The 23,186-nt window shown below is 70.2% G+C and carries 26 protein-coding genes; 14 read left to right on the plus strand and 12 right to left on the minus strand.

Features of this window, described 5'->3' with window-relative positions; genetic code table 11:
* Positions 1 to 18: 18 nt before the first annotated feature.
* The 8 genes from ACIOHP_RS21520 to ACIOHP_RS21555 form a co-directional block, all read right to left on the minus strand.
* Positions 19 to 1,473, minus strand: coding sequence for an amino acid permease (locus ACIOHP_RS21520; RefSeq protein ID WP_361544094.1), 1,455 nt, complete (start codon positions 1,471 to 1,473; stop codon positions 19 to 21).
* Positions 1,470 to 2,153 (minus strand): FadR/GntR family transcriptional regulator, encoded by a 684-nt coding sequence (locus tag ACIOHP_RS21525; protein ID WP_361489375.1) that lies wholly within the window; start codon positions 2,151 to 2,153, stop codon positions 1,470 to 1,472. The genes ACIOHP_RS21520 and ACIOHP_RS21525 overlap by 4 nt, the downstream gene beginning before the upstream one ends.
* Before the next feature lie 159 nt (positions 2,154 to 2,312).
* Positions 2,313 to 3,149 carry an undecaprenyl-diphosphate phosphatase gene (locus tag ACIOHP_RS21530; RefSeq protein ID WP_361544091.1) on the minus strand — a complete coding sequence of 279 codons (837 nt, stop codon included), beginning with the start codon at positions 3,147 to 3,149 and terminating at the stop codon, positions 2,313 to 2,315.
* Positions 3,150 to 3,222: 73 nt separating this feature from the next.
* Positions 3,223 to 3,585, minus strand: a complete 363-nt coding sequence (gene crcB / locus ACIOHP_RS21535; RefSeq protein WP_401889708.1) for a fluoride efflux transporter CrcB — start codon at positions 3,583 to 3,585, stop codon at positions 3,223 to 3,225.
* Complete coding sequence (locus tag ACIOHP_RS21540) at positions 3,582 to 3,962, minus strand: DUF190 domain-containing protein (RefSeq protein ID WP_266831649.1); 381 nt, start codon at positions 3,960 to 3,962, stop codon at positions 3,582 to 3,584. Before ACIOHP_RS21540 ends, crcB (ACIOHP_RS21535) begins: the two co-directional genes overlap by 4 nt.
* Positions 3,959 to 4,414: a fluoride efflux transporter CrcB gene (gene crcB, locus ACIOHP_RS21545; RefSeq protein WP_361544082.1), complete on the minus strand. Its 456-nt coding sequence runs from the start codon at positions 4,412 to 4,414 to the stop codon at positions 3,959 to 3,961. The genes ACIOHP_RS21540 and crcB (ACIOHP_RS21545) overlap by 4 nt, the downstream gene beginning before the upstream one ends.
* A gap of 59 nt (positions 4,415 to 4,473) precedes the next feature.
* Positions 4,474 to 5,442, minus strand: coding sequence for an SMP-30/gluconolactonase/LRE family protein (locus ACIOHP_RS21550; RefSeq protein WP_401889711.1), 969 nt, complete (start codon positions 5,440 to 5,442; stop codon positions 4,474 to 4,476).
* Positions 5,443 to 5,487: 45 nt separating this feature from the next.
* Positions 5,488 to 5,775 (minus strand): helix-turn-helix domain-containing protein, encoded by a 288-nt coding sequence (locus ACIOHP_RS21555; protein WP_361544079.1) that lies wholly within the window; start codon positions 5,773 to 5,775, stop codon positions 5,488 to 5,490.
* A 105-nt stretch (positions 5,776 to 5,880) separates the two neighbouring features.
* On the opposite strand from ACIOHP_RS21555, the gene ACIOHP_RS21560 reads away from it, so the two are divergent.
* On the plus strand, positions 5,881 to 6,117 hold the full coding sequence (locus ACIOHP_RS21560; protein ID WP_401890092.1) for a hypothetical protein: 237 nt from the start codon (positions 5,881 to 5,883) through the stop codon (positions 6,115 to 6,117).
* A 68-nt stretch (positions 6,118 to 6,185) separates the two neighbouring features.
* On the opposite strand, the gene ACIOHP_RS21565 is transcribed toward ACIOHP_RS21560, so the two are convergent.
* The gene (locus tag ACIOHP_RS21565; protein ID WP_401889714.1) at positions 6,186 to 7,745 is read right to left on the minus strand and encodes a glycosyl hydrolase 53 family protein; all 1,560 of its coding nucleotides are present in this window, start codon (positions 7,743 to 7,745) and stop codon (positions 6,186 to 6,188) included.
* A 133-nt stretch (positions 7,746 to 7,878) separates the two neighbouring features.
* Positions 7,879 to 9,900 (minus strand): beta-galactosidase, encoded by a 2,022-nt coding sequence (locus ACIOHP_RS21570; protein WP_401889717.1) that lies wholly within the window; start codon positions 9,898 to 9,900, stop codon positions 7,879 to 7,881.
* A 183-nt stretch (positions 9,901 to 10,083) separates the two neighbouring features.
* Here ACIOHP_RS21570 and ACIOHP_RS21575 point away from each other — a divergent pair, with 183 nt between their 5' ends.
* The 6 genes from ACIOHP_RS21575 to ACIOHP_RS21600 all read left to right on the plus strand — a co-directional run bounded on the left by ACIOHP_RS21575 (position 10,084) and on the right by ACIOHP_RS21600 (position 15,678).
* Positions 10,084 to 11,412: an extracellular solute-binding protein gene (locus ACIOHP_RS21575; protein ID WP_361489186.1), complete on the plus strand. Its 1,329-nt coding sequence runs from the start codon at positions 10,084 to 10,086 to the stop codon at positions 11,410 to 11,412.
* Complete coding sequence (locus ACIOHP_RS21580; protein ID WP_361544069.1) at positions 11,409 to 12,332, plus strand: sugar ABC transporter permease; 924 nt, start codon at positions 11,409 to 11,411, stop codon at positions 12,330 to 12,332. Before ACIOHP_RS21575 ends, ACIOHP_RS21580 begins: the two co-directional genes overlap by 4 nt.
* Positions 12,329 to 13,234, plus strand: a complete 906-nt coding sequence (locus ACIOHP_RS21585) for a carbohydrate ABC transporter permease (RefSeq protein WP_401889721.1) — start codon at positions 12,329 to 12,331, stop codon at positions 13,232 to 13,234. Before ACIOHP_RS21580 ends, ACIOHP_RS21585 begins: the two co-directional genes overlap by 4 nt.
* Positions 13,231 to 14,262: a LacI family DNA-binding transcriptional regulator gene (locus ACIOHP_RS21590; RefSeq protein WP_361544066.1), complete on the plus strand. Its 1,032-nt coding sequence runs from the start codon at positions 13,231 to 13,233 to the stop codon at positions 14,260 to 14,262. The genes ACIOHP_RS21585 and ACIOHP_RS21590 overlap by 4 nt, the downstream gene beginning before the upstream one ends.
* 629 nt (positions 14,263 to 14,891) lie before the next feature.
* Positions 14,892 to 15,236 (plus strand): VOC family protein, encoded by a 345-nt coding sequence (locus ACIOHP_RS21595; RefSeq protein WP_171140046.1) that lies wholly within the window; start codon positions 14,892 to 14,894, stop codon positions 15,234 to 15,236.
* Positions 15,237 to 15,288: 52 nt separating this feature from the next.
* Positions 15,289 to 15,678: a MarR family transcriptional regulator gene (locus tag ACIOHP_RS21600; protein WP_361544060.1), complete on the plus strand. Its 390-nt coding sequence runs from the start codon at positions 15,289 to 15,291 to the stop codon at positions 15,676 to 15,678.
* Between the two features lie 6 nt (positions 15,679 to 15,684).
* Here ACIOHP_RS21600 and ACIOHP_RS21605 read toward each other — a convergent pair whose 3' ends face one another.
* Positions 15,685 to 16,098 (minus strand): nitroreductase family deazaflavin-dependent oxidoreductase, encoded by a 414-nt coding sequence (locus ACIOHP_RS21605; RefSeq protein WP_401889725.1) that lies wholly within the window; start codon positions 16,096 to 16,098, stop codon positions 15,685 to 15,687.
* A 99-nt stretch (positions 16,099 to 16,197) separates the two neighbouring features.
* Here ACIOHP_RS21605 and ACIOHP_RS21610 point away from each other — a divergent pair, with 99 nt between their 5' ends.
* The gene (locus ACIOHP_RS21610; protein ID WP_401889727.1) at positions 16,198 to 16,839 is read left to right on the plus strand and encodes a TetR family transcriptional regulator; all 642 of its coding nucleotides are present in this window, start codon (positions 16,198 to 16,200) and stop codon (positions 16,837 to 16,839) included.
* On the opposite strand, the gene ACIOHP_RS21615 is transcribed toward ACIOHP_RS21610, so the two are convergent.
* The gene (locus ACIOHP_RS21615) at positions 16,808 to 17,659 is read right to left on the minus strand and encodes a LysR family transcriptional regulator (protein ID WP_401889730.1); all 852 of its coding nucleotides are present in this window, start codon (positions 17,657 to 17,659) and stop codon (positions 16,808 to 16,810) included. The two genes, ACIOHP_RS21610 and ACIOHP_RS21615, sit on opposite strands and share 32 nt — an antisense overlap.
* A 341-nt stretch (positions 17,660 to 18,000) precedes the next feature.
* Between ACIOHP_RS21615 and ACIOHP_RS21620 the strand changes: the two genes are divergently transcribed.
* From ACIOHP_RS21620 to ACIOHP_RS21645, 6 genes are read left to right on the plus strand one after another with little or no spacing between them, the layout of a single operon-like run.
* Positions 18,001 to 18,690, plus strand: a complete 690-nt coding sequence (locus ACIOHP_RS21620; protein WP_401889733.1) for an alpha/beta hydrolase — start codon at positions 18,001 to 18,003, stop codon at positions 18,688 to 18,690.
* Entirely contained in the window at positions 18,687 to 19,526 is an 840-nt protein-coding gene (locus ACIOHP_RS21625) for a sulfurtransferase (RefSeq protein WP_401889735.1), read from the plus strand. The genes ACIOHP_RS21620 and ACIOHP_RS21625 overlap by 4 nt, the downstream gene beginning before the upstream one ends.
* 17 nt (positions 19,527 to 19,543) lie before the next feature.
* Positions 19,544 to 20,377 carry an ABC transporter permease gene (locus tag ACIOHP_RS21630; RefSeq protein WP_401890058.1) on the plus strand — a complete coding sequence of 278 codons (834 nt, stop codon included), beginning with the start codon at positions 19,544 to 19,546 and terminating at the stop codon, positions 20,375 to 20,377.
* Positions 20,378 to 20,379: 2 nt separating this feature from the next.
* The gene (locus ACIOHP_RS21635; RefSeq protein WP_361544039.1) at positions 20,380 to 21,096 is read left to right on the plus strand and encodes an ABC transporter ATP-binding protein; all 717 of its coding nucleotides are present in this window, start codon (positions 20,380 to 20,382) and stop codon (positions 21,094 to 21,096) included.
* Positions 21,093 to 22,061 carry an ABC transporter substrate-binding protein gene (locus ACIOHP_RS21640; protein WP_401889738.1) on the plus strand — a complete coding sequence of 323 codons (969 nt, stop codon included), beginning with the start codon at positions 21,093 to 21,095 and terminating at the stop codon, positions 22,059 to 22,061. Before ACIOHP_RS21635 ends, ACIOHP_RS21640 begins: the two co-directional genes overlap by 4 nt.
* A 15-nt stretch (positions 22,062 to 22,076) precedes the next feature.
* On the plus strand, positions 22,077 to 23,180 hold the full coding sequence (locus tag ACIOHP_RS21645) for an LLM class flavin-dependent oxidoreductase (protein ID WP_361544033.1): 1,104 nt from the start codon (positions 22,077 to 22,079) through the stop codon (positions 23,178 to 23,180).
* Positions 23,181 to 23,186 lie beyond the last annotated feature (6 nt).

Consider the following 23,186-nt stretch of genomic DNA (forward strand, 5'->3'; position numbering starts at 1 on the left):
AAGGGTGCGCCACGCGGGTCACGCGTCGGCGGCGGTGGATTCGGTCTCGGTGGAGGTGCGGGCGACCCGGCCACGGATGGCGTACCACCCGGCGACGAGTGCTCCGGCGATCAGCGGCAGGCACAGCACGGTGGTGCGTCCGACCCCGCCGTCGGCGTACATGAGGACCAGGACGGAGGCGAGGAACGCCATCGTCACGAGCTCGGTCCAGGGAGATCCCGGCAGTCGGTAGCCGGGGCGGGTCAGTTCGCCCTTCTCCGTCTTCTGCCAGAAGAGCAGGTGACAGAGCATGATCATGCCCCAGGTGGACAGGATCCCGATCGCGGCGAAGTTGAGCACGATCTCGAACGCGTCGGCGGGGACCACGAAGTTGAGCCCGACGCCGAGGACGCAGATGCCGCTGGTGAGCAGGATGCCGCCGTAGGGGACCTGGCTGCGGCTCATGACGCCGGTGAACCTGGGCGCGGAGCCGGACATCGCCATGGAGCGCAGGATGCGGCCGGTGGAGTAGAGGCCGGAGTTGAGCGAGGACATGGCAGCGGTGAGGACGACGAGGTTCATCACGCCGCCGGCCGCCGGGATGCCGATGTTGGAGAGCACGGTGACGAAGGGGCTCTGGCCGCCGGTGTACTTGTTCCACGGCAGCAGCATCGAGAGCAGGACGACCGAGCCGACGTAGAAGAGGCCGACGCGCCACATGATCGAGTTGATCGCCTTCGGCATGATCTTCTCGGGGTTCTCGGTCTCGCCGGCCGCGACGCCGACCAGTTCGACGGAGGCGTAGGCGAAGACGACGCCCTGGAGGATCAGCAGCATGGGCAGCAGACCGTTGGGGAAGATGCCGCCGTGGTCGGTGATCAGGGCCGGGCCCGGGGTGGTGTCGCCGACCTCGTGCTGGGTGACCAGCAGGAAGATGCCGATCAGCATGAACGCCACGAGCGCGCCCACCTTGATGATGGCGAACCAGAACTCCAGCTCGCCGAACATCTTCACCGAGATGAGGTTCACGGTGAGGACGACGGCGAGGGCGATGAGCGCGATCACCCACTGCGGGATGTCGGAGAACATGCCCCAGTAGTGGGTGTAGACGGCCACGGCGGTGATGTCGGCGATGCCGGTGGTGGCCCAGTTGAGGAAGTACATCCAGCCCGCGATGTAGGCGCCCTTCTCGCCCAGGAATTCCCGGGCGTAGGACACGAACGCGCCGGAGGACGGGCGGTACAGGACGAGTTCGCCGAGAGCGCGGACCACGAGGAAGGCGAAGACTCCGCAGACCGCGTAGGCGATGAAGAGGGAGGGGCCGGCATCGGCCAGGCGGCCGCCGGCTCCGAGGAAGAGGCCGGTGCCGATGGCGCCGCCGATGGCGATCATGTTGACGTGCCGGGACTTCAGCGACTTGCTGTAGCCCTCGTCTCCGGCGTCGACATGGCCGGAACGTTTCTGCACGCCGTCGTGCAGGCTTTGCTCGCTCACGCCTGGGGGTTGCCTTCCGTGGGGGTGTCCGTGCCCTTGCCAGGGGAACGCACGATGTCGGTGAGGGTGGTCTCGACGCGGTCGAGGTGGTGGGACATGGCCTCCACCGCGTCGAGCTCGGAACCGTCGATCAGCGCCTCGACGATCGCCCGGTGCTCCCGGTTGGACTGCTCCCGGCGGCCGCCCAGTTCGTTGAGGAAGGCCGACTGACGCGCCAGTGCGTCACGGATCTCCTCGATGACCCGGCGGAAGACCGGGTTCTGGGCGGCCTCGGCCACGGCGAGATGGAAGAGGGTGTCCATCGCGACCCACGCCGTGGTGTCCGTCTCCCGCTCCATGCGGTCCAGGAGATGGGCCAGGTGGTCGAGGTTCTCCGGGGTGCGGCGCAGGGCCGCGTACCCGGCGACGGGAATCTCGACGTGGCGGCGCACTTCCAGCAGGTCGCTGGCCGCGTAGTCGCCGAAGGTGGGGTCCTCCACCGCGTTGGCGACGACGAAGGTGCCCTTGCCTGTCTTGGAGACGGTCAGGCCCATGGTCTGCAGGGCCCTGAGGGCCTCGCGCAGGACGGGCCGGCTGACCTCGAGGGTGCGGCAGAGCTCGGCCTCGGAGGGGAGCTTGTCGCCGATGGCGTACTCCCCGCTCTCGATGGCGCCACGCAGATACGCCAGCACCGCTTCCATGGCACTGACGCGTCGCGGGGGCTGTCCGGCTGTCCGGCTGTCTGACAGGTTCACGGGAGTGATACTCCGGGCGGCGGGAGGGTGCTGTCAAGGCGTGCGAATGGAGATTTTCATGAGGTGCGAGACGTGAAAGCCGTCTCACACCTCCCGAGCGGCCGGTCAGCTGCTCAGTGCACCCGTCGCCAGCAGGCCGAACAGCAGCAAGCCCACGACGATCCGGTAGACGACGAAGGCGTTGAAGGAGTGCTTGGCCACGAACTTCAGCAGCCAGGCGATGGAGGCGTAGGCGACGACGAAGGAGACGGCCGTGCCGACGGCCAGCGGGGCCGCCCCCGCGCCGGTGCCGAGCGCGTCCTTGAGCTCGTAGATTCCGGCGCCGGTCAGGGCGGGGATGCCCAGGAAGAACGACAGGCGGGTGGCGGCGACGCGGTCCAGGTCCAGCATGAGCGCGGTGGACATGGTGGCGCCGGAGCGGGAGAAGCCGGGGAAGAGCAGAGCGAGGATCTGGGAGCTGCCGACGAGCATCGCGTCCTTGAACGAGGTGTCGTCCTCCCCGCGCTTGTGCCGGCCCATCTGGTCCGCCGCCCACATCACACCGCTGCCGACGATCAGGGAGCCCGCGACCACCCACAGCGAGGCGAGCGGGCCCTGGATGAGCGGCTTGGCGGCGAGGCCCACGACGACGATCGGGATGGTGGCGTAGATGACCCACCAGGCGAACTTGTAGTCGTGGTGGTACCGCTCCTCCTTGTTCCGCAGCCCACGGCCCCACGCGGAGACGATCCGCACGATGTCCTTGAAGAAGTACACGAGCACGGCGGCGATCGCGCCGACCTGGATGACGGCGGAGAACCCGACGACGGCGTCGTCGTCGACGGGGATGTTCATGAGCCCCTCGGCGATCTTCAGATGACCGGTGGAGGACACGGGCAGGAACTCGGTCACCCCCTCGACGGCTCCGAGGACGACGGCCTGACCGACGCTGATGACGCTCATGGGTTCCAGTCCTTCCGGCGGGGAGGGGGTTCGGCGGGGACAGTCTTACTACACGCGGACGTGTCCCGAATCCTTACGCCCAGACGGCACGGGCGAGCTCCACACCCGCGAACGCCGCCCCCAGACCGGCGACCAGGCTCCCGCCCACGTTGGCGAGGGCGTACAGCCCCGCGCCCGTCTCGGTCAGCCGCAGGGTCTCGTACGAGAAGGTCGAGTACGTGGTCAGGGCGCCGCACAGGCCGGTGCCGAGCAGGAGCGGGAGGTGGTGGGACCCGGCGGAGCCGGTCAGCAGGCCGAGGATCAGGCAGCCGGTGACGTTGACGACGAGGGTGCCCCACGGGAAGACCGAGTCGTGGCGGGACTGGATCGCGCGGTCGGTGAGATAGCGGAGCGGGGCACCGACCGTGGCGCCCGCGACGACCAGCAGCCAGTTCACAACGACCTCTTACCGTTCGCGTCCGATTCGCCGGATTCCTCGCCCCGTCCGGCGTACCTGATGACCTCGCAGTCGTCGAGGACGACCAGGCCTTCGGTCACGAGTTCGTCGAGCTGCGGCAGGAAGGCCCGTACGCGTTCCTCGGTGTCGACGATGACGATCGCGACCGGCAGGTCCTCGCTCAGGGACAGCAGCCGTGAGGTGTGGATCCGAGAGGAGGCACCGAAGCCCTCGATGCCCCGGAAGACGCTGGCGCCCGCCAGACCCGCCGCGTGGGCGCGGTGCACGATCTCGCTGTAGAGGGGCTTGTGGTGCCAGGTGTCGTGTTCGCCGATGAACACCGTCACCCGCAGTGCGTCGCCGGTCAGCCTCGTCATGGTCGCCTCCGCCGAAGGACGCGGCGGGTCGCCGTCGCGGCGAGCCACACCGCCGTGAGGGCCGCGAGCAGGGTCGCGGCGAGGTAGGCCAGGCCGGTACCGGGGTGGCCCGAGTCGAGGAGTTTCTGCACGTCGACGGCGTACGTGGAGAAGGTGGTGAAGCCGCCGAGGACGCCGGTCCCGAAGAAGGGGCGGACCAGGCGGTGCGCGGCCCGCATCTCGGTGATGACCACCATGAACACACCGATCACGGCACAGCCGAGGACGTTGGTCCAGAAGGTCGCCCAGGGGAATCCGCCGGGCTGCGGGGGCCACCACAGGGCGAGTGCGTACCGGGCCGTCGCCCCGAGGGCACCGCCGAGCGCGACCACGGCGACAACGGTTCCCTGGCCGCGCAGGACCGGCTGCCGGGGGGTGGGGACGCGGAGAGTCTCGGTCTCCGGGGCTGTCATGGTCGTACATCTCCTGCCTGGACGGCCTGATCACGGCCGTCAACAGGGTAACGCCGGGCTCACTTGGGCGCGGGCGGCTCGCACAGGGCCACGCCCCGCTCCCGAAGGCTGCCCAGGACCAGGTGGCCGGCCGCCTCGCAGACGCTGGTGACCATGCGGAAGCCGGAGTGGCGGCGGGCGAGGTGGTGGACGATCTCGCCGTGGTCGTCGACCGCGAGGACACCGATCGTGCCCGTGGGGCGGAAGGGGGCGCGCACGGCCAGCCGGGCGGCGGTACGGCGGGCGGCCGGGCCGGCGCGGTGCAGAAGGTCCAGCGGGGGGACGCGGGGTCCGGCCAGGGACACCCAGATCGGCCCGTCGGGCCGGGCGCGCCAGATGTTGTCGGGCATGCCGGGGAGGTGCTCGACGAAGGGTTCGGAGCGGCCCGCGTCCGGGCCGGTGAGCCAGTGGCGGGTCAGGCGGTACGCGCCGGTCTCGGCGACCACGAGGAACGATTCGTCGCCGCTCGGGGCGAGGCCGTTGGCGAACTGGAGCCCGTCCAGGACGACTTCGGGTGTCTCGCTGCCGGGCGCGAGGCGCAGGAGCCGGCCCGTACCGGTGTGTTCGACGAGGTCGCCGATCCACTGGTCGAGGGGGTAGCGGCGGCTGGAGACCGTGAAGTACACGGTGCCGTCGGAGAGGGCGACGGTGTTGCTGCAGAACCGCAGCCGCTCCCCCGCCACCGAGTCGGCGAGGATGCGCACGACGCCCGTGTCCAGGTCGACGCGCAGCAGCCCGAGTTCCGCGTCGCACACCAACAGGGTGTCGTCCGCGAGGAGTTCGAGGCCGAGCGGCCTGCCGCCGGTCTCGGCGAGCACCTCGACGCGGGTCGTGGCCGGGTCGGCGAGACCGTCGAGGCGGAGGATACGGCCGTCCTCCACACCGGTCAGCACGCGGCCCCGGCTGTCGGCGACGACGTCCTCGGGGCCGCGGCCGCCGATCGCGACGTACCTGCGCGGGACCAGTACCTGTGCACGCTCCACGGACATCCGCCCTTCGTCGCCTCGGAGCCTTTCGCGGCCCGAGAGCCTTTCTTACCAGCCTTTCTCGAACATGCGCGCCACCTCGGCTATCCGCACCTCGTCCCGTCGGTAATACGTGCGCCGCCGGATCCGCTTGGCGCGCAACAGGCCGATGTCCGTGAGGAGTTCGAGGTGGGTGTCGGCGACCTGGCGGCGCACCCCGAGTTTGGCGGCCACGGCGTTCGCGGTGACGCCGTCCTCGGTCGGATCGCGGCGACGCTGCGACGGGAAGTGCGCGGCCGGATCCTTCAGCCATTCCAGAATGTCCAGCCGTCGCTCACTGACGGGAGTCCTCAGCATGTCGTCCCCCTCCGGACCGGCCTCCTCGTACCGCGTGCTCCCACTGTCCCGCAGTCCAGGCCGCCGTGTACGGACTTCACACGGCTTGTCCGATACCGAACCCACTTGCGTGGAACGTCTGTGTCTTTATGGGCGATCCGGTCGGCGGTTCTCGGCGAGGAGGAGATACGCGGCGGCGGTCCAGGTGTACGCCCGGTCGCGCGGTCCCGTGCCGGTGAGGGCGTCGAAGTTCTCGGCTATGGGGCCGCGAGGAGGCTTGAGCTGGTCCAGGTGTCGCCGCTGTGGGAACTGACCGTCCCGGTCATCGACGGGATCGCGGTGACCCCGCTCACGGAGAAGTGACCGCGCCCGACCGCCCGCGCGAAGGTGCCCGGCCGCACTGCTGCGGCCGGGCACCTGTCAGGACGGAACTACCGGTGGCTGAACCACGCCATCGCCGGGAGCGCCTTGTTGTCGTAGTCGAACAGCGCCTGGTTCTCCCAGCCGTTGCCGGATGTGCTGTCGGTCGGGTCCCAGCCGTTGCCGGTGACCGCGGTCCAGGTCGACTCCCAGTAAAAGACGCCGAGGCCGCGGCCGTTCGGGACGGCCTCCACGATGCCGGCGACGTCGTTCATCCACCGGGTCTGGCCGGCCGTCGTGGCCGGGTAGCCGGAGACCAGTTCGCTGGAGAGGTCGATGATGTTCTCGAAGGAGTCGTCGCTGTCCAGACGGAAGGGGTAGGCCGTCTCGGCGACGAAGACCGGCTTGCCGTAACGGGACGCCGCGTCGTCCAGGGTCGTCTGGAAGTCGGCGAGCGAACCGTGCCAGTAGCCGTAGTAGGAAAGGCCGATGACATCGAACTTCACGCCGTTGGAGACCGCGTTGTCGAACCACCAGCGGGTGCCGGTCAGGTCACCGCCCTTGGCGAGGTGCAGCGCCACCTGGGTGGAGGAGCTGACCGCCTTGACCGCGTCGTAGCCGGAGTTGAGCAGACCGGCGAGCTGCGACCAGTTGGAGGTGGAGCCCGCGCTCCACAGCATGCCGCCGTTGATCTCGTTGCCCACCTGGACCATGTCGGCCGTGGTGCCCTGCGCCTTCAGCGCGTTGAGGACGTCGTACGTGTGGTTGTAGACGTCCGTCTTGAGCTGGCTGTAGCTGTGCCCCGACCACGCGGACGGCACGGTCTGCGCACCCGGGTCGGCCCAGGTGTCCGAGTAGTGGAAGTCGACCAGCAGCTTCATGCCCTGCGCCTTGATGCGCTTGGCGAGCGCCAGGACCTGCGTCTTGGTGTTGTAGCCGTCCTTCGGGCTCACCCAGACCTTGACGCGGGCGTAGTTCTGTCCGGCGGACTTCAGGATCGCGAGCGCGTCACCGTTCGTGCCGGAGCTGGTCCTGTACGTACCGCCGAGGGCCTCGCTCTTGGCGAGCGAGGAGACGTCCGAGCCCTTGATGGACGTGCCGGTCGAGCCCGACGCGAAGGTCAGGTCGTCGACGTTGATCCAGTTGCCCGCGTTGGCATCGGAGTTGATGCTGATCGTGCACTGGTTGTTCGTCACCGCGATGGAGGTGACGACGCGTATCCAGCCGCTGGCCGAGACGGGCAGGTTGGTGCGCTGCTCGGAACTGCCGCAGTTCTTCAGCGAGATGTACGCGGAGTTCTGCCCGCCGCCGGAGCGGACCCAGGCGGTGAGGGTGTAGTTCCCGTTGGTCAGCCCGGACAGGTACTGGTACGTCTCCACCTTGTAGGCGGAGGACGCGTAGTGGCTGAGGCGGTAACTGCCGCCGTGGCCACCGGACTCGGAGTACGAGGCGCCGGTCGAACCGTACTCGGACCAGCCGGTCGGGGCTGCCGAGCCCGCGCCGTCCGCTTCGAAACCGCCGTTGGTGAGCGTGCCGGCCGCCTGGGCGGTCTGCGCGGGCAGGGCCGTGAGGGCGAGCCCCGCGGTGAGCGGGAGGAGCAGGGCCCGGAGAGTGCGTCTGGGATGGAACATCTTCGTCCGTCGTCCCTTCGACAAAAATGGGGTTGGGGATTCCCTCGCCGGGGCCGGCGAAGGGCCCCTCCGCCCGCGGCACGAGCGGCTCGCACGGGCGGAGGGGAGTCGGTTCGGCCGGTGCGGCCCCGGCTCAGCCGTCGAGTCGTACGACCCGGACGCCACCCGCGGGGACCTCGAGGCGGCCGGCGGCACGTTCACCGGTCAGCAGCTCGGTGCCGGAGACCTCCAGCGGCACCTTGGCGTCCGAAGCGGTGTGGTTGATCGCGAAGAGGTACGTCCCCGACTCGCCGGCGCGGCGCACGAGTTCGACGTCCCGGGGCAGGTCGACACGCGACGCGACCTGGGCGTCCTCGATCGCCCAGCCGAGCAGCGCGTCGAGGCCCTCCGCGCCGAGGCGGGTGGAGACGTACCAGGCGGTGCCCCGGCCGAGGCGGTGGCGGGTGACCGCCGGCCGCCCCTCGGTGAGGCCTTCGGCGTACGTCCACACCGTCTCCGCGCCGCGCGGCACCACGAACTCGGTCCACACGTCGCCGCTGAGCTCGGAGCCGTCGGGTCCGGTGATGCGCACGTTCTCGCCCTGGAGCAGCGGTGAGAACTCCTCGACCGTCAGGCCGAGGACGTCCCGCAGCGCGCCGGGGTAGGCGCCCTCGTGCACGGCGTCGTGCTCGTCGACGATGCCGGAGAAGAAGGAGACGACGAGAGTGCCGCCGTTCTCCACGTACTCCTCGAGGTTCTTCCCGGCCGCCTCCGTCATCAGGTAGAGGGCGGGCACGACGACAAGGGGATACCTCGACAAGTCGGCTTCCGGATGGGCGAAGTCGACGGTGAGGTGCCGGTCGTAGAGCGCCTCGTAGAAGGCGTCGGCGCGCTCGCGCGGGTCGTGGTCCTCGCTGGGTCGCCAGGCGAGGTTCTGCGCCCACCAGGAGTGCCAGTCCCACAGGACGGCCACGTCGGCCTGGGTGCGGCTGCCGCGCAGGGTGCTCAACGAGTCGAGGGACGCGCCGAGTTCGACGACCTCACGCCACACGCGCGTGTCGGTGCCGCCGTGCGGGAGCATCGCCGAGTGGAACTTCTCGGCGCCGCGCCGGGACTGCCGCCACTGGAAGAACATGGCGCCCTCGGAGCCGCGCGCCACGTGGGCGAGGGAGTTGCGGGCCATCTGGCCGGGGGCCTTGGCGGGGTTGCGGGCCTGCCAGTTGACGCCCGAGGTGGAGTGCTCCAGGAGGATCCAGGGCGCTCCCCCGGCGACCGAGCGGGTGAGGTCGGCGGCCATGGCGAGGTTGACGTGGGTGCGGCGGCCGTCGGTGATCAGGTAGTGGTCGTTGGTGACGATGTCGACCTCGCGGCCCCAGGCCCAGTAGTCGACGGAGTCGCACTGGCTGAGGGCGGTCATGAAGTTGGTCGTCACCGGGACGCCGGGCGCGAGGCGGTGCAGGATGTCGCGCTCCATGACGAAGTTCTCGCGCATGGTGGCGTCGGCGAAGCGCTTGTAGTCCAGCGCCTGGGCCGGGTTGCCGACGGTGGGGGCGAGGCGCGGTGGGTTGATGTCCTCGAAGTCCGCGTACCGCTGGCCCCAGAACGCGGTGCCCCAGGCCTCGTTGACGGCCTCGACCGTCTCGTACGTCGTCTCCAGCCAGCGGCGGAAGTGGGCGGCGCAGGAGTCGCAGTAGCAGGCGGAGACGGGGACGCCGTACTCGTTGTGCACGTGCCACATCGCCAGCGCCGGGTGGTCGCCGTAGCGCTCGGCGAGCCGGGTCGTGATGTTCGCGGCGGCCGCGCGGTAGTCGGCGTTGCTGTGACAGATGGCGCCACGCGAGCCGAACTCGTAGCGCACGCCCTCCTGCGACACCGGCAGCGCGTCGGGGTGGGCCCGGTAGAACCAGACCGGCGGCACCACGGTGGGCGTGCCGAGGTCCACGCGGATGCCGTTCGAGTCCAGCAGGTCGATCAGGCGGTCGAGCCAGCCGAAGTCGTACACCCCACGTGAGGGCTCCAGGAGCGCCCAGGAGAATATTCCGACACTCACCATGGTGACGCCGGCCTCGCGCATCAGCCGGACGTCTTCCTGCCAGACGCTTTCCGGCCACTGCTCGGGGTTGTAGTCCCCACCGAAGGCGAGCCTGGTGAGGCCCCTGGGGGTGGCTTCCGGCATGGATTTCTCCCGTTGTGGTCGATCTTTTGGGAACGTGCACACAGTCGATCAGCGGTGCGAGCCCAACATAACCGCACAGCAACAACCATTGACAAGTGTCCGGGATGTTTCTCTACTGTGAACGCTCACAGAAGCATGGCAGGTTCTCGCAGCAGGCGGGGACCCAGGTCAGGGGAGAGATCCGTGCCCATCACAAAGCGCAGCGGGCTCAGTCGCATCGCAGCATCCACCGTCGCCGTCGCCCTCGGCGCCACCGCACTCACCGCCTGTGGCTCGTCCGACGGTGACAGCGAGGCCGACTCCGGGCCGGCCTCGCTGACGTACTGGACCTGGACGCCCGGCATGGACAAGGTCGTCGACCTCTGGAACAAGGGCCAGGGCAAGAAGGACCAGATCACCGTCACGGTGAAGAAGCAGGCGTCCGGCGACACGCTGATCACCAAGATCCTCACCGCGCACAAGGCCGGCAAGGCTCCCGACCTGGTCCAGGCCGAGTACCAGGCGCTGCCGACCCTGGTCAGCAATGACGCGCTCGCGGACATATCGAAGAACGTGGGCGACGCGAAGAGCAAGTTCGCCGACGGTGTCTGGCAGCAGACCACGCTGGGCACGGACGCCGTCTACGCGGTCCCGCAGGACATCGGCCCGATGATGTTCTACTACCGCCAGGACCTCTTCAAGAAGTACGGCCTGACCGTCCCGACCACCTGGGACGAGTTCGCCGAGACGGCCCGCGCGCTGAAGAAGAAGTCCTCGGACACCGACCTCACCACGTTCTCCGCCAACGACTCCGGCCTCTTCGCGGGCCTGGCCCAGCAGGCCGGCGCCCAGTGGTGGACCACCGAGGGCGACAAGTGGAAGGTCGGCATCAACGACACGGCCACCAAGAAGGTCGCCGACTTCTGGGGCGGTCTCGTCAAGGAGGGCGCCATCGACAACCAGCCGATGTACACCCCGGCCTGGAACAAGGCGCTCAACACCGGCAAGCAGATCGCCTGGGTCTCCGCCGTGTGGGCTCCGGGCACCCTGACCACCGCCGCGCCCGACACCAAGGGCAAGTGGGCCATGGCCCCGCTCCCCCAGTGGACCGCGGGCGACAACAAGACCGGCAGCTGGGGCGGCTCCTCCACCGCCGTCACCACGGACTCCAAGCACCAGGCGGCCGCCGCGAAGTTCGCCGCCTGGCTGAACACCGACGACGCCGCCCTGCAGGCCCTGGCCAAGGAGAGCGGCATCTACCCGGCCGCCACGAACGCCCAGACCAGCGGCGCCTTCACCACCCCGCCGGACTACTTCTCCAACCAGTCGGACTTCTACGCCAAGGCCTCCGAGATCGCCAAGACCACGGCGCCCTCGGCCTGGGGCCCGAACGTGAACGTCGCCTACACGACCTTCAAGGACGCGTTCGGCGCCGCCGCCAAGAACAAGTCGGACTTCACCGCCGCCCTGGACACGATGCAGGACGACACCGTCGCCGACCTCAAGAAGCAGGGCTTCGGGGTCTCCGAGTGACGAGCGCACGCCGGAAGTCGTACGGGGTCAAGGGGGCCCCGTACGCCTTCCTCATCCCCGCCACGGTCCTCTTCGCGCTGTTCTTCGCGCTGCCCATCGGGTACGCGGTGTGGCTCAGCTTCCGCAAGGTGCACGTCTCCGGGCTCGGCCTGGGCAAGGGCGCCCGCTCGGAGGTCTGGGCCGGCCTGGAGAACTACACGGACGCCCTCACCGACAGCGAGCTGCTGAACGGCGCGCTGCGCGTCCTCGGCTACGGCTGCATCGTCGTCCCGGTGATGCTTGGCCTCGCCCTGCTGTTCGCGCTGATGCTCGACTCCGACAAGGTGCGGTTCACCCCCTTCACCCGGCTCGCGATCTTCCTGCCGTACGCCATCCCCGGCGTCGTGGCGGCGCTGCTGTGGGGCTTCCTGTACCTGCCGGACGTCAGCCCCTTCTACTACGTGCTGGAGAAGCTGGGCCTGCCGCAGCCGGACCTGCTGGACGGCGGTCCGCTGTATCTCGCCCTGTCGAACATCGCGGTGTGGGGCGGCACCGGCTTCAACATGATCGTCATCTACACCTCCCTGCGGTCCATCCCGGCCGAGGTGTACGAGGCGGCGAGGCTGGACGGCGCCACCCCGACGCAGATCGCGCTGCGGATCAAGATCCCGATGGTGGCGCCCTCGCTGGTGCTGACCTTCTTCTTCTCGATCATCGCCACGCTCCAGGTGTTCAACGAGCCGACCACGCTGAAGCCGCTCACCAACTCCGTGTCCACGACCTGGAGCCCGCTGATGAAGGTGTACCGGGACGCGTTCGGCACCGGTGACATCTACGCGGCGGCCGCCCAGGCCGTGATCATCGCGCTCGCCACGCTGCTGCTGTCCTTCGGGTTCCTGCGGGCCGCGAACCGTCGTCAGAAGCAGGAGGCAGCACGATGAGTTCTCTTGCCGTCCGCAAGACCGAACCGGCCGCGGGCACCACGCCGGGCGCGGCCCAGGGACCGCCGCTGCGCCGCCGGATCTCGCTCGTCCCGACCGTGACCCTGCTGATCGGCGCCCTCTACACGCTGCTGCCGGTGGCGTGGGTGGTGATCGCGTCCACCAAGTCCGGCACGGAGCTGTTCTCCACGTTCACGTTCCTGCCGGGCTCGGGCTTCGTCGACAACATCAAGGACCTGAGCGCCTACCGCGACGGCGTCTACTGGGGGTGGATGGCCAACTCCGCCTTCTACGCCGTTCTGGGCGCCCTCCTGTCGACGGTCGTGTCCGCGTTCAGCGGCTACGCGCTCGCGACCTACCGCTTCCGCGGCCGCGAGACGATGTTCAACGTCCTGCTCGCGGGCGTGCTGATGCCGCCGATCATCCTCGCCGTCCCGCAGTACCTGCTGATGGCCCAGGCGGACCTCACCGACTCGTACCTCTCGGTGCTGCTCCCGCAGGTCCTGTCGCCGTACGGCGTCTACCTCGCGCGCATCTACGCCGCCGCCGCGGTCCCCGCCGACGTGGTCGAGGCTGGGCGGATGGACGGCGCGAGCGAATGGCGGATCTTCACCCGGGTCGCGCTGCCGATGATGGTGCCCGGCATGGTGACGGTGTTCCTCTTCCAGTTCGTGGCGATCTGGAACAACTTCCTGCTGCCGTACATCATGCTGAGCGACGACGAGAAGTTCCCGATCACCCTCGGTCTTTACACGCTGCTGGAGCAGGGCGCCAACTCCCCGGCCCTGTACACACTGGTGATCACCGGCGCGTTCCTCGCGATCATCCCGCTCGTCGCGCTCTTCCTGGTCATCCAGCGGTTCTGGAGCCTCGATCTGCTCTCCGGAGCCGTAAAGTCATGACCATGAGCAATACGGGGGGCCGGCGCCGACCGCCGACGATCCACGACGTGGCCCGCGAGGCCGGGGTCTCACGGGGTACCGTCTCGCGCGTCCTCAACGGCGGGCACTACGTCAGCCCGGCCGCCCAGGAGGCGGTCAACGCCGCGATCCGCAAGACGGGTTACGTCGTCAACCGGCACGCCCGTTCACTGATCACCGGACGCTCGGACTCGGTCGGCTTCCTGCTCACCGAGCCGCAGGAGCGGTTCTTCGAGGACCCCAACTTCAATGTGCTGCTGCGGGCCTGCACCCAGGCGCTGGCCTCGCACGACATCCCGCTGCTGCTGATGCTGGCCGGCACCGAGGACGAACGGCGGCGCATCACGCGGTACATCACGGCGGGGCACGTCGACGGAGTGCTCCTGGTGTCCAGTCACTCCGCCGATCCGGTCGCCAAGGAACTGCACGAGGCGGGGGTACCCCTGGTCCAGTGCGGCAAGCCCATGAGTCCCGGCTCGAAGGTGAGTTACGTGGCCGCCGACGACCGGGACGGCGCCCGCGACATGGTGCGCCATCTGCTGTCGCTGGGCCGTCGCCGCATCGGCGTCGTGACCGGTCCGCTGGACTCCCCCGGCGGCGTCGACCGCCTCGCCGGCTACAAGGAGGTGCTCGCCGAAGCGGGCATCGAGATCGACGAGCGGCTCGTGACCTCCGGGGACTACAGCCGGGCCAGCGGTGAGTCGGGCGCCGAACGGCTGCTGGCCCAAGCCCCGGACATGGACGCGGTGTTCGTCGCGTCCGACCTGATGGCGCAGGGGGTGCTGGCAGCGCTGGAGCGGGCGGGACGGCGGGTTCCGGAGGACGTCTCGGTCGGCGGCTTCGACGACTCGGCGGCCGCCCTCACCGCCCGTCCCCAGCTCACCACCATCCGGCAGCCCTATGACCGCATCAGCGCCGAGATGGTCCGGGTGCTGCTGGCCCAGATCGGCGGCGAGGACTCGGCCGCGGTCATACTGCCCACCGAGTTGGTCAAACGCGACTCGACCTGACGGGCGCCGTCGCCGCCAACATCGGTACGGCGACCAACAAGCGGCCCTTCTTCGCCCGGGCGCGCTGCTCGGCCCTCCAGCCGACGGCGCGCCCTTCGTCTGTGACGCCGCCGAGGCCCATGAGCAAGGGGAACGCCTGCGGCCCGGTCAGCACGAAGGCGCGCATCTTCTACGTCCTGGAAGCCCGCGTCGAGCAGCAGGTTGCGGTGAGCACGCGCGGGCCGCCGCCCGCTCGGCGCGGCTGTGCACGAGCGCGCGGATCGGCTCGGGGTGCGAGGACCTCGGCCAACGCCCGCTGCGGTTCGGCGTGTGAGTTCCCGCGACGGCGTGCATCCGGTCGTCAGGGTCGGCGCCGACGGACTGGACGCGACGCCCGGTCAGCTCGGCGACGGTGCTCGCCCGGCGCTTCGGTCCGGAGCCGCATGTGCCGCGCGTGCGGATCGCCTTCGTGTCCGTGCGGCAAGGAGGCGGGGCTGTCGCAGCGGGCGAACCGTTCACACGGGGACCTGTTCCCGTGCCCGGCCTTCCGGCGCGGCCTCGCGGCAAGCGGTCAGGATCGGAGAAGCCGTCTCGCGCTCCCCGTCCTACGGTGAAACCACCGACGAAGGAACCCACGGAGGAGCATCCCGATGACCGCAGGACTGAACACCATCATCTACCCCGTCAAGGACATCGCCCGGGCGAAGGCCCTGTTCAGCGCGCTGCTGGAGACCGAGCCCTACGCCGACGAGCCCTACTACGTCGGCTTCAAGGACGCCGGCCAGGACGTGGGCCTCGACCCGAACGGTCACTCCCGGGGCATGACCGGCCCGGTCCCCTACTGGCACGTCACCGACATCCGGGCCCGGCTCGCCGCGCTGCTCGACGCGGGCGCCGAACTGCTCCAGGACGTCACGGACGTCGGCGGCGGCAAGCTGATCGCCTCCGTGAAGGACGCGGACGGCAACCTGGTCGGGATCACCCAGGACAGCTGAGCGCTCACGCCCGCCGACCGGATGTCGATGCAAGCGCATTAACATTCGGTGTATGGCAGTGAACGCGGCCGGCTCCCGGCTCGAGGAACAGTGGCGGGACATCCTGGGGACGCACGCGCGCACGATGTGCGAGATCGACCGGGTGCTGCACCCGCACGGACTGGGCGCGAGCGACTTCGAGGTGCTCGACATCCTCGCGGCCGAGGCGCCCGCGGAGGGCGACCTGTGCCGGGTGCAGAACCTGGTCGGCCGGGTCCATCTCAGCCAGAGCGCGCTGTCGCGGCTCATCGGCCGGCTGGAGAAGGACGGCCTGGTGGAGCGTTCCGTGTGCCTGGAGGACCGGCGCGGTGTGTGGGTGACGCTGACCCGCAAGGGCCGCGATCTGCACGCCGAGGTGCTGCCGCTGCAGCGGGGCGCGCTGGAGCGGACGCTGGGCGGCTGATTCCCCTCAGTCGCGGGCCCGGATGCGGAAGATCGGATGGTCGGCGGGGTCGGGGAGCGCGGTGAGCACGTCGGAGACCGTCGGCATCCCTCCGTACTTCTTCCGGTACGCCGCCATCAGCGCCGGACGCTCGGACTCGGGCACCTCCTCCGTCGTGATCTCCTCGGCACGGCCGCGCACGGTCAGCCGGCAGTCGGGCGCCGCCCGCAGATTGAGGGCCCAGTCGCTGAGGCCGCGGTAGGAGACGAGGTACCGCTCCCCCTCGTGCTCCAGTACCGCGACGGGCACCGTGCGCCACTGTCCGCTCCGGCGCCCGCGCACGGACAGCCGGGACACGACGGACCTGCCGAAGATCGGCGCCAGGCGGTTGCCGATGTTCCGTTGCATCCAGGGTGGTTTGAGGTAGGTGCGGGACGTCATCGGCTCCTCATCTCCTGAAGAACGCGTCATGGCCTGTCGGACGATCGCAGAATGCTAGGGTAGCTCTAATATTAGGGTCACCCTAAGCAGGAGGGGTCATTGAGCCTGCGGGCCCAGAAGAAGCGGCAGATGCGGGACCGGATCGCCGAGACCGCCTGGCGGCTGTTCACGGAGCGGGGCTTCGACCGGGTCACCGTCGCCGAGGTCGCCCGTGCCGCGCAGGTCTCCGAGGCCACGGTCTTCAACTACTTCCCGACCAAGGAGGACCTCTTCTCCTCCCGTTTCGAGTCCTTCGGGGAGCGGCTCGTCGAGGCCGTCCGCACCCGCGCGCCGGGTGACTCGGCCCTCGCCGCCTTCCGGAAGCGGCTCCTGGACGCCGGGGGGCTGCTGGCACGGGTCGCGGCGGGGGACGCCGACGCGCTCGACCAGCTCCGCACGGTCAACGGGCTGATCGCGGACAGTCCGGCGCTTCGCTCCCGCGAGCAGCGCGCCCTCGCCACCTGCGCCGACGCCCTGGCCGAGACGCTGGGCGGCGACATCTCGGCCCGGGTGGTGGCGGATGCGCTGTTCGGCGTCCACCGCGCCCTGATCGAGCATGTGCGCGAGCGGGTCCTGGCGGACGACGACCCCGCCTCGCTCGCCGCCGACGTACGCCGGCTCGCCGCCCAGGCGTTTTCGCTGCTGGAGGGCGGGATGCGGGACTACGGCATCACGGGCGCAGCAGATCCCGTACGGCGCTGAAGGCGGCCTCCACGGTCGCCGGGTCCGCGCCCGGGCGGGCCAGGGCGCTCATGGGGATCGGGGGGACGGGCGGCAGGCCGTTGTACGGGGTCAGGCCGTCGGGAGCGGGGCCGACCGCGGCGAGGAGGGCGACGCCCTGGCCGGTGCGGGCGATGTCGAGGACGCCCGCGAGATAGCCGGCGTCGCCGACGACCGAGGCGGGCACCCCGTGCTCGGCGAGGGTCGCGATGGCCCGGCGCCTGATCGCGCACGGATCCTCGATGGCGACCAAGGGGACGGGGGCGGGAGCGGTGGGCGGCTCCCAGCCGGGGACCGCGTGCCAGGTGAGCGGGAGCCCACCGACGGAGACGCCCTCGGTGGCGGCCGCCTCGGTGACGTACACCGCCACGTCGACGCTCCCGCGCTCCACGGCCTCGACGAGCCGGGCGGAGCGGTCGATGCGGAAGCGGACCCGGCAGCCGGGGCGCACCTCCTGGACGGCGGCGGTCAGCCGGGGCAGGAACTGGTCGGCGGCATGCTCGGTGGAGCCCACGGTGACGGTGTCGCCGTCCGAACCGAGCAGGGTGCGTACGGCCTCGTCGTGGACGGCGAGGACGCGGCGCGCCTGTTCCAGCAGCAGCCGGCCCTCGGTCGTGAACCGGGTGCCGCGCCCTTCCCGCTCGACGACCGGGCGGCCCAGTGTCTTCTCCAGCTTGCGGACATGCTGGCTGACCGCGGACTGGCTGAGCGAGAGCGCCTGCGCGGCTCGGTGGAACCCTCCGCAGTCGGCGACCGCGGTCAGACTGCGCAGGGCCACGATGTCGAGGACGGGTCGGGACATGCCGCGACAGTATCCGCTCACCGCGATCGATCGCGATCCCTGATCGGTTTCGATGCGGAATCATCGTTGGACGTGTTCGGTCACCGGCGGTCATGATGAGCGCATGTTGCACGCGACCGCTACTGCTGCCCTTCTGACGCAGCGCCGAGTCATCGACTTCGGCGTGGCGTGCAGCGCGCGTTGTCGCTGACCTCTGCCGCTCATCGCCCCGGGGCGCCCGCGCCTGCCCTCTGACGCTGTGCGCTTCCCCTCCGGCTGACACGTGACAGCCGTTCCGGCCTGCCCATTCCCATGGCTCTTCCCCTGGCTTTTCCGCTGCCCTGAACGGGAGTTATCCCCTCATGCCCTCTTCCTTCTCCTGGGACGAACCCGAAGGTCTCGCCGCGCGCGGCACGCTGATCGTGCTGTCCGGGCGGGGCGAGCACGGTGGTGTGTACGAGCGGTTCGGCCGCCGACTCGCCTTCGACGCCTACCGGGTCCGCGCACTCGGTGACCCGGCCGCCGATCCGTCCGTGCTCGACGAGGCGGCCAAGCTGCTCGCCGACGAGTCGCTGCCGGGTCCGATGGTGGTGGTCGGTTCGGACACCGGCGCCCACTACGCCGCCCAGCTGGCCGCGGACGCCGACGCGCTGATCCTCGTGGGCCTGCCCACCTCCCCCTGGACGTCCGGGAGTTGGGAGGAGGAGGTCGAGGCCCGCACGGCCTGCCCCACCCATCAGGGCCGCCTCGCCGCCGACCCGGACTTCCGACGCGGGGCACTCGCCGAGAACCCTAGGCTGCCCGCCCCGCGCCTCGACCGGGTGACCGTCCCGGTACTGGCCCTGCACGGCACCGACGACACGGTGAGCCCTCTGGAGACGGCACGGGAGGCCTACGCCGGCTCGGGCGTGCGGCTGGTGACCTTCCACGGCGGCCGCCACGACGTCCTCAACGACGCGCTGCACCGCACGGCCGCCGCCACCGTCGTGCTCTTCCTCGAGCGACTGCGCCTGTCCCCCGAGCTGCCCGCGATCGCGGAGGGACCGGCATGAGCGTCACGACCACGGTCAGCGAGCTGCGCGACCTGCTGGACTCCGATAACCCTCCGGTCGTCCTCGACGTCCGCTGGGCCCTGGGCGACCCGCACGGCCGCGACCACTACGCCCGGGGGCACATCCCCGGTGCGGTCTACGTCGACCTGGACAGCGAGTTGGCCGGACCGCCGAGCCCGGAGGGCGGACGGCATCCGCTGCCGCCGCTCGACGCCCTCCAGGCCGCCGCTCGCAGGTGGGGCATCCGATCGGACCGACCGGTCGTCGTCCACGACGACTTGGGCAACACCGCCGCGGCACGGGCCTGGTGGCTGCTGCGGCACGCGGGAGTCCCCCGGGTGACGCTGCTCGACGGGGCACTGGGCGCGTGGCGGGCGGCCGGACTGCCGCTGGAGTCCGGGATCCCCGCCGAGCCCGAGCCCGGGGACGTCCTCCTGGAACCGGGCGGGCTGCCGGTCACCGACGCGGACGGAGCCGCCGAACTCGCCGCCACCGGACTGCTGTTGGACGCCCGTGCCGCCGAGCGCTACCGAGGCGAGGTGGAGCCCGTCGACCCCCGGGCGGGGCACATCCCGGGGGCAGTGTCCGCGCCGACCGGGGAGAACCTCGCGGCGGACGGCACGTTCCTTCCCGCCGACGAGCTGCGCAAGCGGTTCGAGGAGAAGGGCGCGGTTTCGGCCGCGCGGATCGGCGTGTACTGCGGCTCCGGTGTCACGGCGGCCCATCAGATCGCCGCGCTGGAGATCGCCGGTTTCGAGGCCGCTCTCTTCCCCGGCTCCTGGTCCGCGTGGTCCACGGATCCGTCCCGCCCGGCCGTGAAGGGGGACCAGCCGTGACGGCTTCACTGGACACGATGGCCCCCGCCGAACAGGCACCCACCCGTGTCACCATCCGCGGCACCGCGAGGACGCGCCGCAGCTTCTCCGTCCCGCGTTCCGTCCGCCGGGCCGCCGGCCCCGTGGGACTCGTGGCCCTGTGGTTCCTGACCTCGGCCACCGGTCTGCTCCCGGAATCCGTGCTGGCCTCACCCGTCGACGTGATCAAACAGGCGGTCGAGCTCACCAGGAACGGTGAACTCCCCAGCGCCATCGCCGCGTCGGGCCGCCGCGCCGCCATCGGCTTCCTCATCGGCGCGAGCGTGGCACTCATCCTGTCCCTGCTGGCCGGCCTGTTCCGGCTCGGCGAGGACGTCATCGACTCCTCGATGGGCATGTTCCGGGCGATCCCCTGGGTGGGCCTGATCCCCCTGTTCATCGTCTGGTTCGGCATCGAGGAGACCCCGAAGATCGCACTGGTCGCCCTCGGTGTGACCTACCCGCTGTACTTCAACATCTACGGCGGCATCCGCTCCACGGACTCCCAACTCGTCGAGGCCGCACGGATGATGGGGCTCGGTCGCCTCGGGCTGATCAAGTACGTGATCCTGCCCAGCGCACTGCCCGGGGCGCTCGTGGGCCTCCGGTACGCGCTGTCCACCGCATGGCTCGCGCTCGTCTTCGCCGAGCAGATCAACGCGGACGCGGGGCTCGGCTATCTGATGAGCAACGCCCAGCAGTACTTCCGCACGGACGTCATCGTGCTCTGCCTCGCCGTGTACGCGCTGCTCGGCCTGGCCTGCGACTTCGCCGTACGGATCCTTTCGCGCCGGCTGCTGACCTGGCGGGCCAACTTCGAGGGCGAGGCCTAGACATGCCCAACAGCGTGGAGATACGGGGCCTTTCGCGGGCCTTCGACGGCAACACCGTCCTGCACGAACTCGATCTCGACATCCGCGAGGGCGAGTTCGTGGCCCTCCTCGGGCACAGCGGCTGCGGCAAGTCGACGCTGCTGCGGATCCTCGCCGGGCTCGACGACGAGATCGGCGGCGAGGTCACCGTGCCCGCCCGGCGCAGTGCCGCGTTCCAGTCGCCGCGACTGCTGCCGTGGCTGAAGGTGTGGCGCAACGTGGTCCTCGGACTGCCCGGCCGTCCCGACAGGGCGCTGGCACTCAAGGCGCTCGACGAGGTCGGCATCGCGGACCGGGCCGCCGTCTGGCCCAAGACGCTCTCCGGCGGCCAGGCCCAGCGCGTCTCGCTCGCCCGCGCCCTGGTGCGCGAGCCCGAACTCCTGCTCCTGGACGAGCCGTTCGGCGCCCTGGACGCCCTGACGCGGGGCAAGGTGCAGCAACTCGTCGCCGAACTGTGGCGTCGGCACGGCTGCGCGATCCTCCTGGTCACCCATGACGTGGAGGAGGCGCTGCTGCTCGCCGACCGGGTCCTGGTGATGGACGAGGGCCGTATCGCCCACGAGCTCACCGTCGATCTGCCGCGCCCCCGTGATCTGACCGCCCCCGAGTTCGTGAACCTGCGCGCCCGCCTCCTGAACTGGCTCGGCGTGACCCACACCCTGGAAGGAATCCCCTCGTGATCCGCAGCATCACAGCCGCCGCACTGAGCCTGACCTCCCTGCTGGCGCTGACCGCCTGCGGCGCGGACTCGTCGGCCAATGCCTCGTCCTCGGGGCAGGTCACGCTCACCATCGGTGACCAGGCCAAGACCCTCCAGACGATCGTCGCCGCGTCGGACGCGCTGAAGGGTGCCGAGTACAAGGTGAAGTGGGCCGAGTTCGAGGGCGCCGCCCCGCTCTACCAGGCCGTCCAGGCGGGCGCCGCCGACACCGGCTACTCCGCCGACCTGCCCGCGCTCCAGGCGCTCAGTGGCGGGGTGAACGTCAAGAACGTCGCCGCGCTCAAGAACGACGGCACCCACGTCGGCATCGTCGTCCGCAAGGGCTCCGGGATCGACAGTGTGAAGGACCTCAAGGGCCAGAAGGTCGTGGTGTCCTCGGCCAAGGGCAGTGTCTCGGAGTATCTGCTGGCCAACGTGCTGAAGCAGAACGGGCTCAGCTACCGGGACGTCAAGGTCCAGTACTTGCTGCCGACGGACGCGCAGGCCGCGTTCGCCTCCGGCAGGATCAAGGCCTGGGCGATCTTCGGCGTCTACCAGGCAGTCGCCCTGGAGCAGGGCGGCAAGCTCCTCGTGGACGGCGGGGACGGCCGGGTGAGCGGTATCGGCTTCGTCAACGCCTCCGAGAAGACCCTCGCCGACGCCGAGAAGAAGGCCGCGCTCGCCGACTTCCTCAAGCGTCTCGGCAAGGGCCTGAAGTGGACCAGCACCCACCAGGACGCCTACGCCAAGGCCATCGAGGAGCGCAACGGCGCCGACGCGTCGGTGGCGAAGACGCTCGCCTCGGCCGCGTACAGCCAGGTGCTGCCGATCACCCCGGACATCGACACGACCGTCCAGGGCGTGGCCGACCTCATGAACGGCATCGGTGTGCTGGACCCGAACGTCGACGTCGCGAAGTCGTCCGACACGTCCCTTCTCAAGTAGTCACGGGAGTCATTCATGCCTGTCGAGTTCATCAGCGCCGTCCACACCGACGCCGGGGCGTCCGGTCCCGCCGCCGCCGGCAGGACCGGCCTCGACACCGACCATCTGCGCAGGTACGCCCGCGCGTTGGACGACGGCGGCTTCGACCACACCCTGGTCGCCTACCACTCGGCCTCGCCGGACGCCTTCCAGATCGCCCAGTTCGTCGCCACGCACACCGAGCGCATCCGCCCGATCCTGGCGCACCGGCCGGGTGTCGTCTTCCCCACCCACGCGTCCCGTGCGCTGGCGACCCTGGACCGGATCAGCAACGGACGGCTCACGGTGCACATCATCTCCGGCGGCAGCGACGAGGAGCAGCGCCGTGAGGGCGACTACCTCGGCAAGGCCGAGCGGTACGAGCGTTCGGACGAGTACATCCAGATCCTGCGGAAGGTGTGGCAGGCCGACGGGCCGGTCTCGCACGAGGGCAAGTACTTCACGTTCGAGGGCTACTACTCGGACGTGAAGCCGGTGAACGGGCTCGTGCCGATCTCCGTCGGCGGCTCCTCGCAGGACGCCTACCGGGTCGGCGGTCAGCAGGGCGACATCTTCGGTCTGTGGGGCGAGCCGTTGAAGGAGACCGCCGAGCAGATCGCCGCCGTGAACGCGGTCGCCGATGCCGCCGGGCGCCCCCGGCCCCGCATCTGGGTGTCGTTCCGCCCGATCATCGCGCCCACCGAGGAACTGGCCTGGGAGAAGGCGCACCGCACCCTGGGAGTCCTCAAGGACCAGGCGCGCAACACCGAGTTGCTCCGCCACTACCGCACCAGCGGCCGACCGGCCAACGTCGGCTCCCAGCGGCTGCTCGACATCGCCGAGCGCGGCGAGGTCCACGACCGCTGCCTGTGGACCGCGCCCGCCGTCGCCACCAACGCCGCCGGCGCCTCGACCGCGCTGGTCGGCACCCCGGAGACGGTCGCGAAGGCACTGCTCGACTACGTCGACATCGGCTGCGACCTGCTGTCGATCCGCGGCTACGACCCGCTGAACGACGCCGTCGACTACGCCCGCCATGTCCTGCCACTGGTCCGTCAGGAGCTCGCCCACCGCGCCACGACGACCACCCACGCCGCCTGATGGAGA

The organism is Streptomyces sp. NPDC087859 (genome assembly GCF_044742595.1).
GTDB lineage: Bacteria > Actinomycetota > Actinomycetes > Streptomycetales > Streptomycetaceae > Streptomyces > Streptomyces canus_F.

Excerpts from the sequence above, each read along its gene's own strand:
- ACIOHP_RS21525 (WP_361489375.1), bottom strand. The coding sequence starts at position 2,153 with ATGGAAGCGGTGCTGGCGTATCTGCGTGGCGCCATCGAGAGCGGGGAG.
- ACIOHP_RS21530 (WP_361544091.1), bottom strand. The coding sequence starts at position 3,149 with ATGAGCGTCATCAGCGTCGGTCAGGCCGTCGTCCTCGGAGCCGTCGAG.
- ACIOHP_RS21540 (WP_266831649.1), bottom strand. The coding sequence starts at position 3,962 with ATGACGAGGCTGACCGGCGACGCACTGCGGGTGACGGTGTTCATCGGC.
- crcB (WP_361544082.1), bottom strand. The coding sequence starts at position 4,414 with ATGACAGCCCCGGAGACCGAGACTCTCCGCGTCCCCACCCCCCGGCAG.
- ACIOHP_RS21550 (WP_401889711.1), bottom strand. The coding sequence starts at position 5,442 with ATGTCCGTGGAGCGTGCACAGGTACTGGTCCCGCGCAGGTACGTCGCG.
- ACIOHP_RS21555 (WP_361544079.1), bottom strand. The coding sequence starts at position 5,775 with ATGCTGAGGACTCCCGTCAGTGAGCGACGGCTGGACATTCTGGAATGG.
- ACIOHP_RS21565 (WP_401889714.1), bottom strand. The coding sequence starts at position 7,745 with ATGTTCCATCCCAGACGCACTCTCCGGGCCCTGCTCCTCCCGCTCACC.
- ACIOHP_RS21570 (WP_401889717.1), bottom strand. The coding sequence starts at position 9,900 with ATGCCGGAAGCCACCCCCAGGGGCCTCACCAGGCTCGCCTTCGGTGGG.
- ACIOHP_RS21585 (WP_401889721.1), top strand. The coding sequence starts at position 12,329 with ATGAGTTCTCTTGCCGTCCGCAAGACCGAACCGGCCGCGGGCACCACG.
- ACIOHP_RS21590 (WP_361544066.1), top strand. The coding sequence starts at position 13,231 with ATGACCATGAGCAATACGGGGGGCCGGCGCCGACCGCCGACGATCCAC.
- ACIOHP_RS21595 (WP_171140046.1), top strand. The coding sequence starts at position 14,892 with ATGACCGCAGGACTGAACACCATCATCTACCCCGTCAAGGACATCGCC.
- ACIOHP_RS21600 (WP_361544060.1), top strand. The coding sequence starts at position 15,289 with ATGGCAGTGAACGCGGCCGGCTCCCGGCTCGAGGAACAGTGGCGGGAC.
- ACIOHP_RS21605 (WP_401889725.1), bottom strand. The coding sequence starts at position 16,098 with ATGACGTCCCGCACCTACCTCAAACCACCCTGGATGCAACGGAACATC.
- ACIOHP_RS21615 (WP_401889730.1), bottom strand. The coding sequence starts at position 17,659 with ATGTCCCGACCCGTCCTCGACATCGTGGCCCTGCGCAGTCTGACCGCG.
- ACIOHP_RS21620 (WP_401889733.1), top strand. The coding sequence starts at position 18,001 with ATGCCCTCTTCCTTCTCCTGGGACGAACCCGAAGGTCTCGCCGCGCGC.
- ACIOHP_RS21625 (WP_401889735.1), top strand. The coding sequence starts at position 18,687 with ATGAGCGTCACGACCACGGTCAGCGAGCTGCGCGACCTGCTGGACTCC.
- ACIOHP_RS21630 (WP_401890058.1), top strand. The coding sequence starts at position 19,544 with ATGGCCCCCGCCGAACAGGCACCCACCCGTGTCACCATCCGCGGCACC.
- ACIOHP_RS21635 (WP_361544039.1), top strand. The coding sequence starts at position 20,380 with ATGCCCAACAGCGTGGAGATACGGGGCCTTTCGCGGGCCTTCGACGGC.
- ACIOHP_RS21645 (WP_361544033.1), top strand. The coding sequence starts at position 22,077 with ATGCCTGTCGAGTTCATCAGCGCCGTCCACACCGACGCCGGGGCGTCC.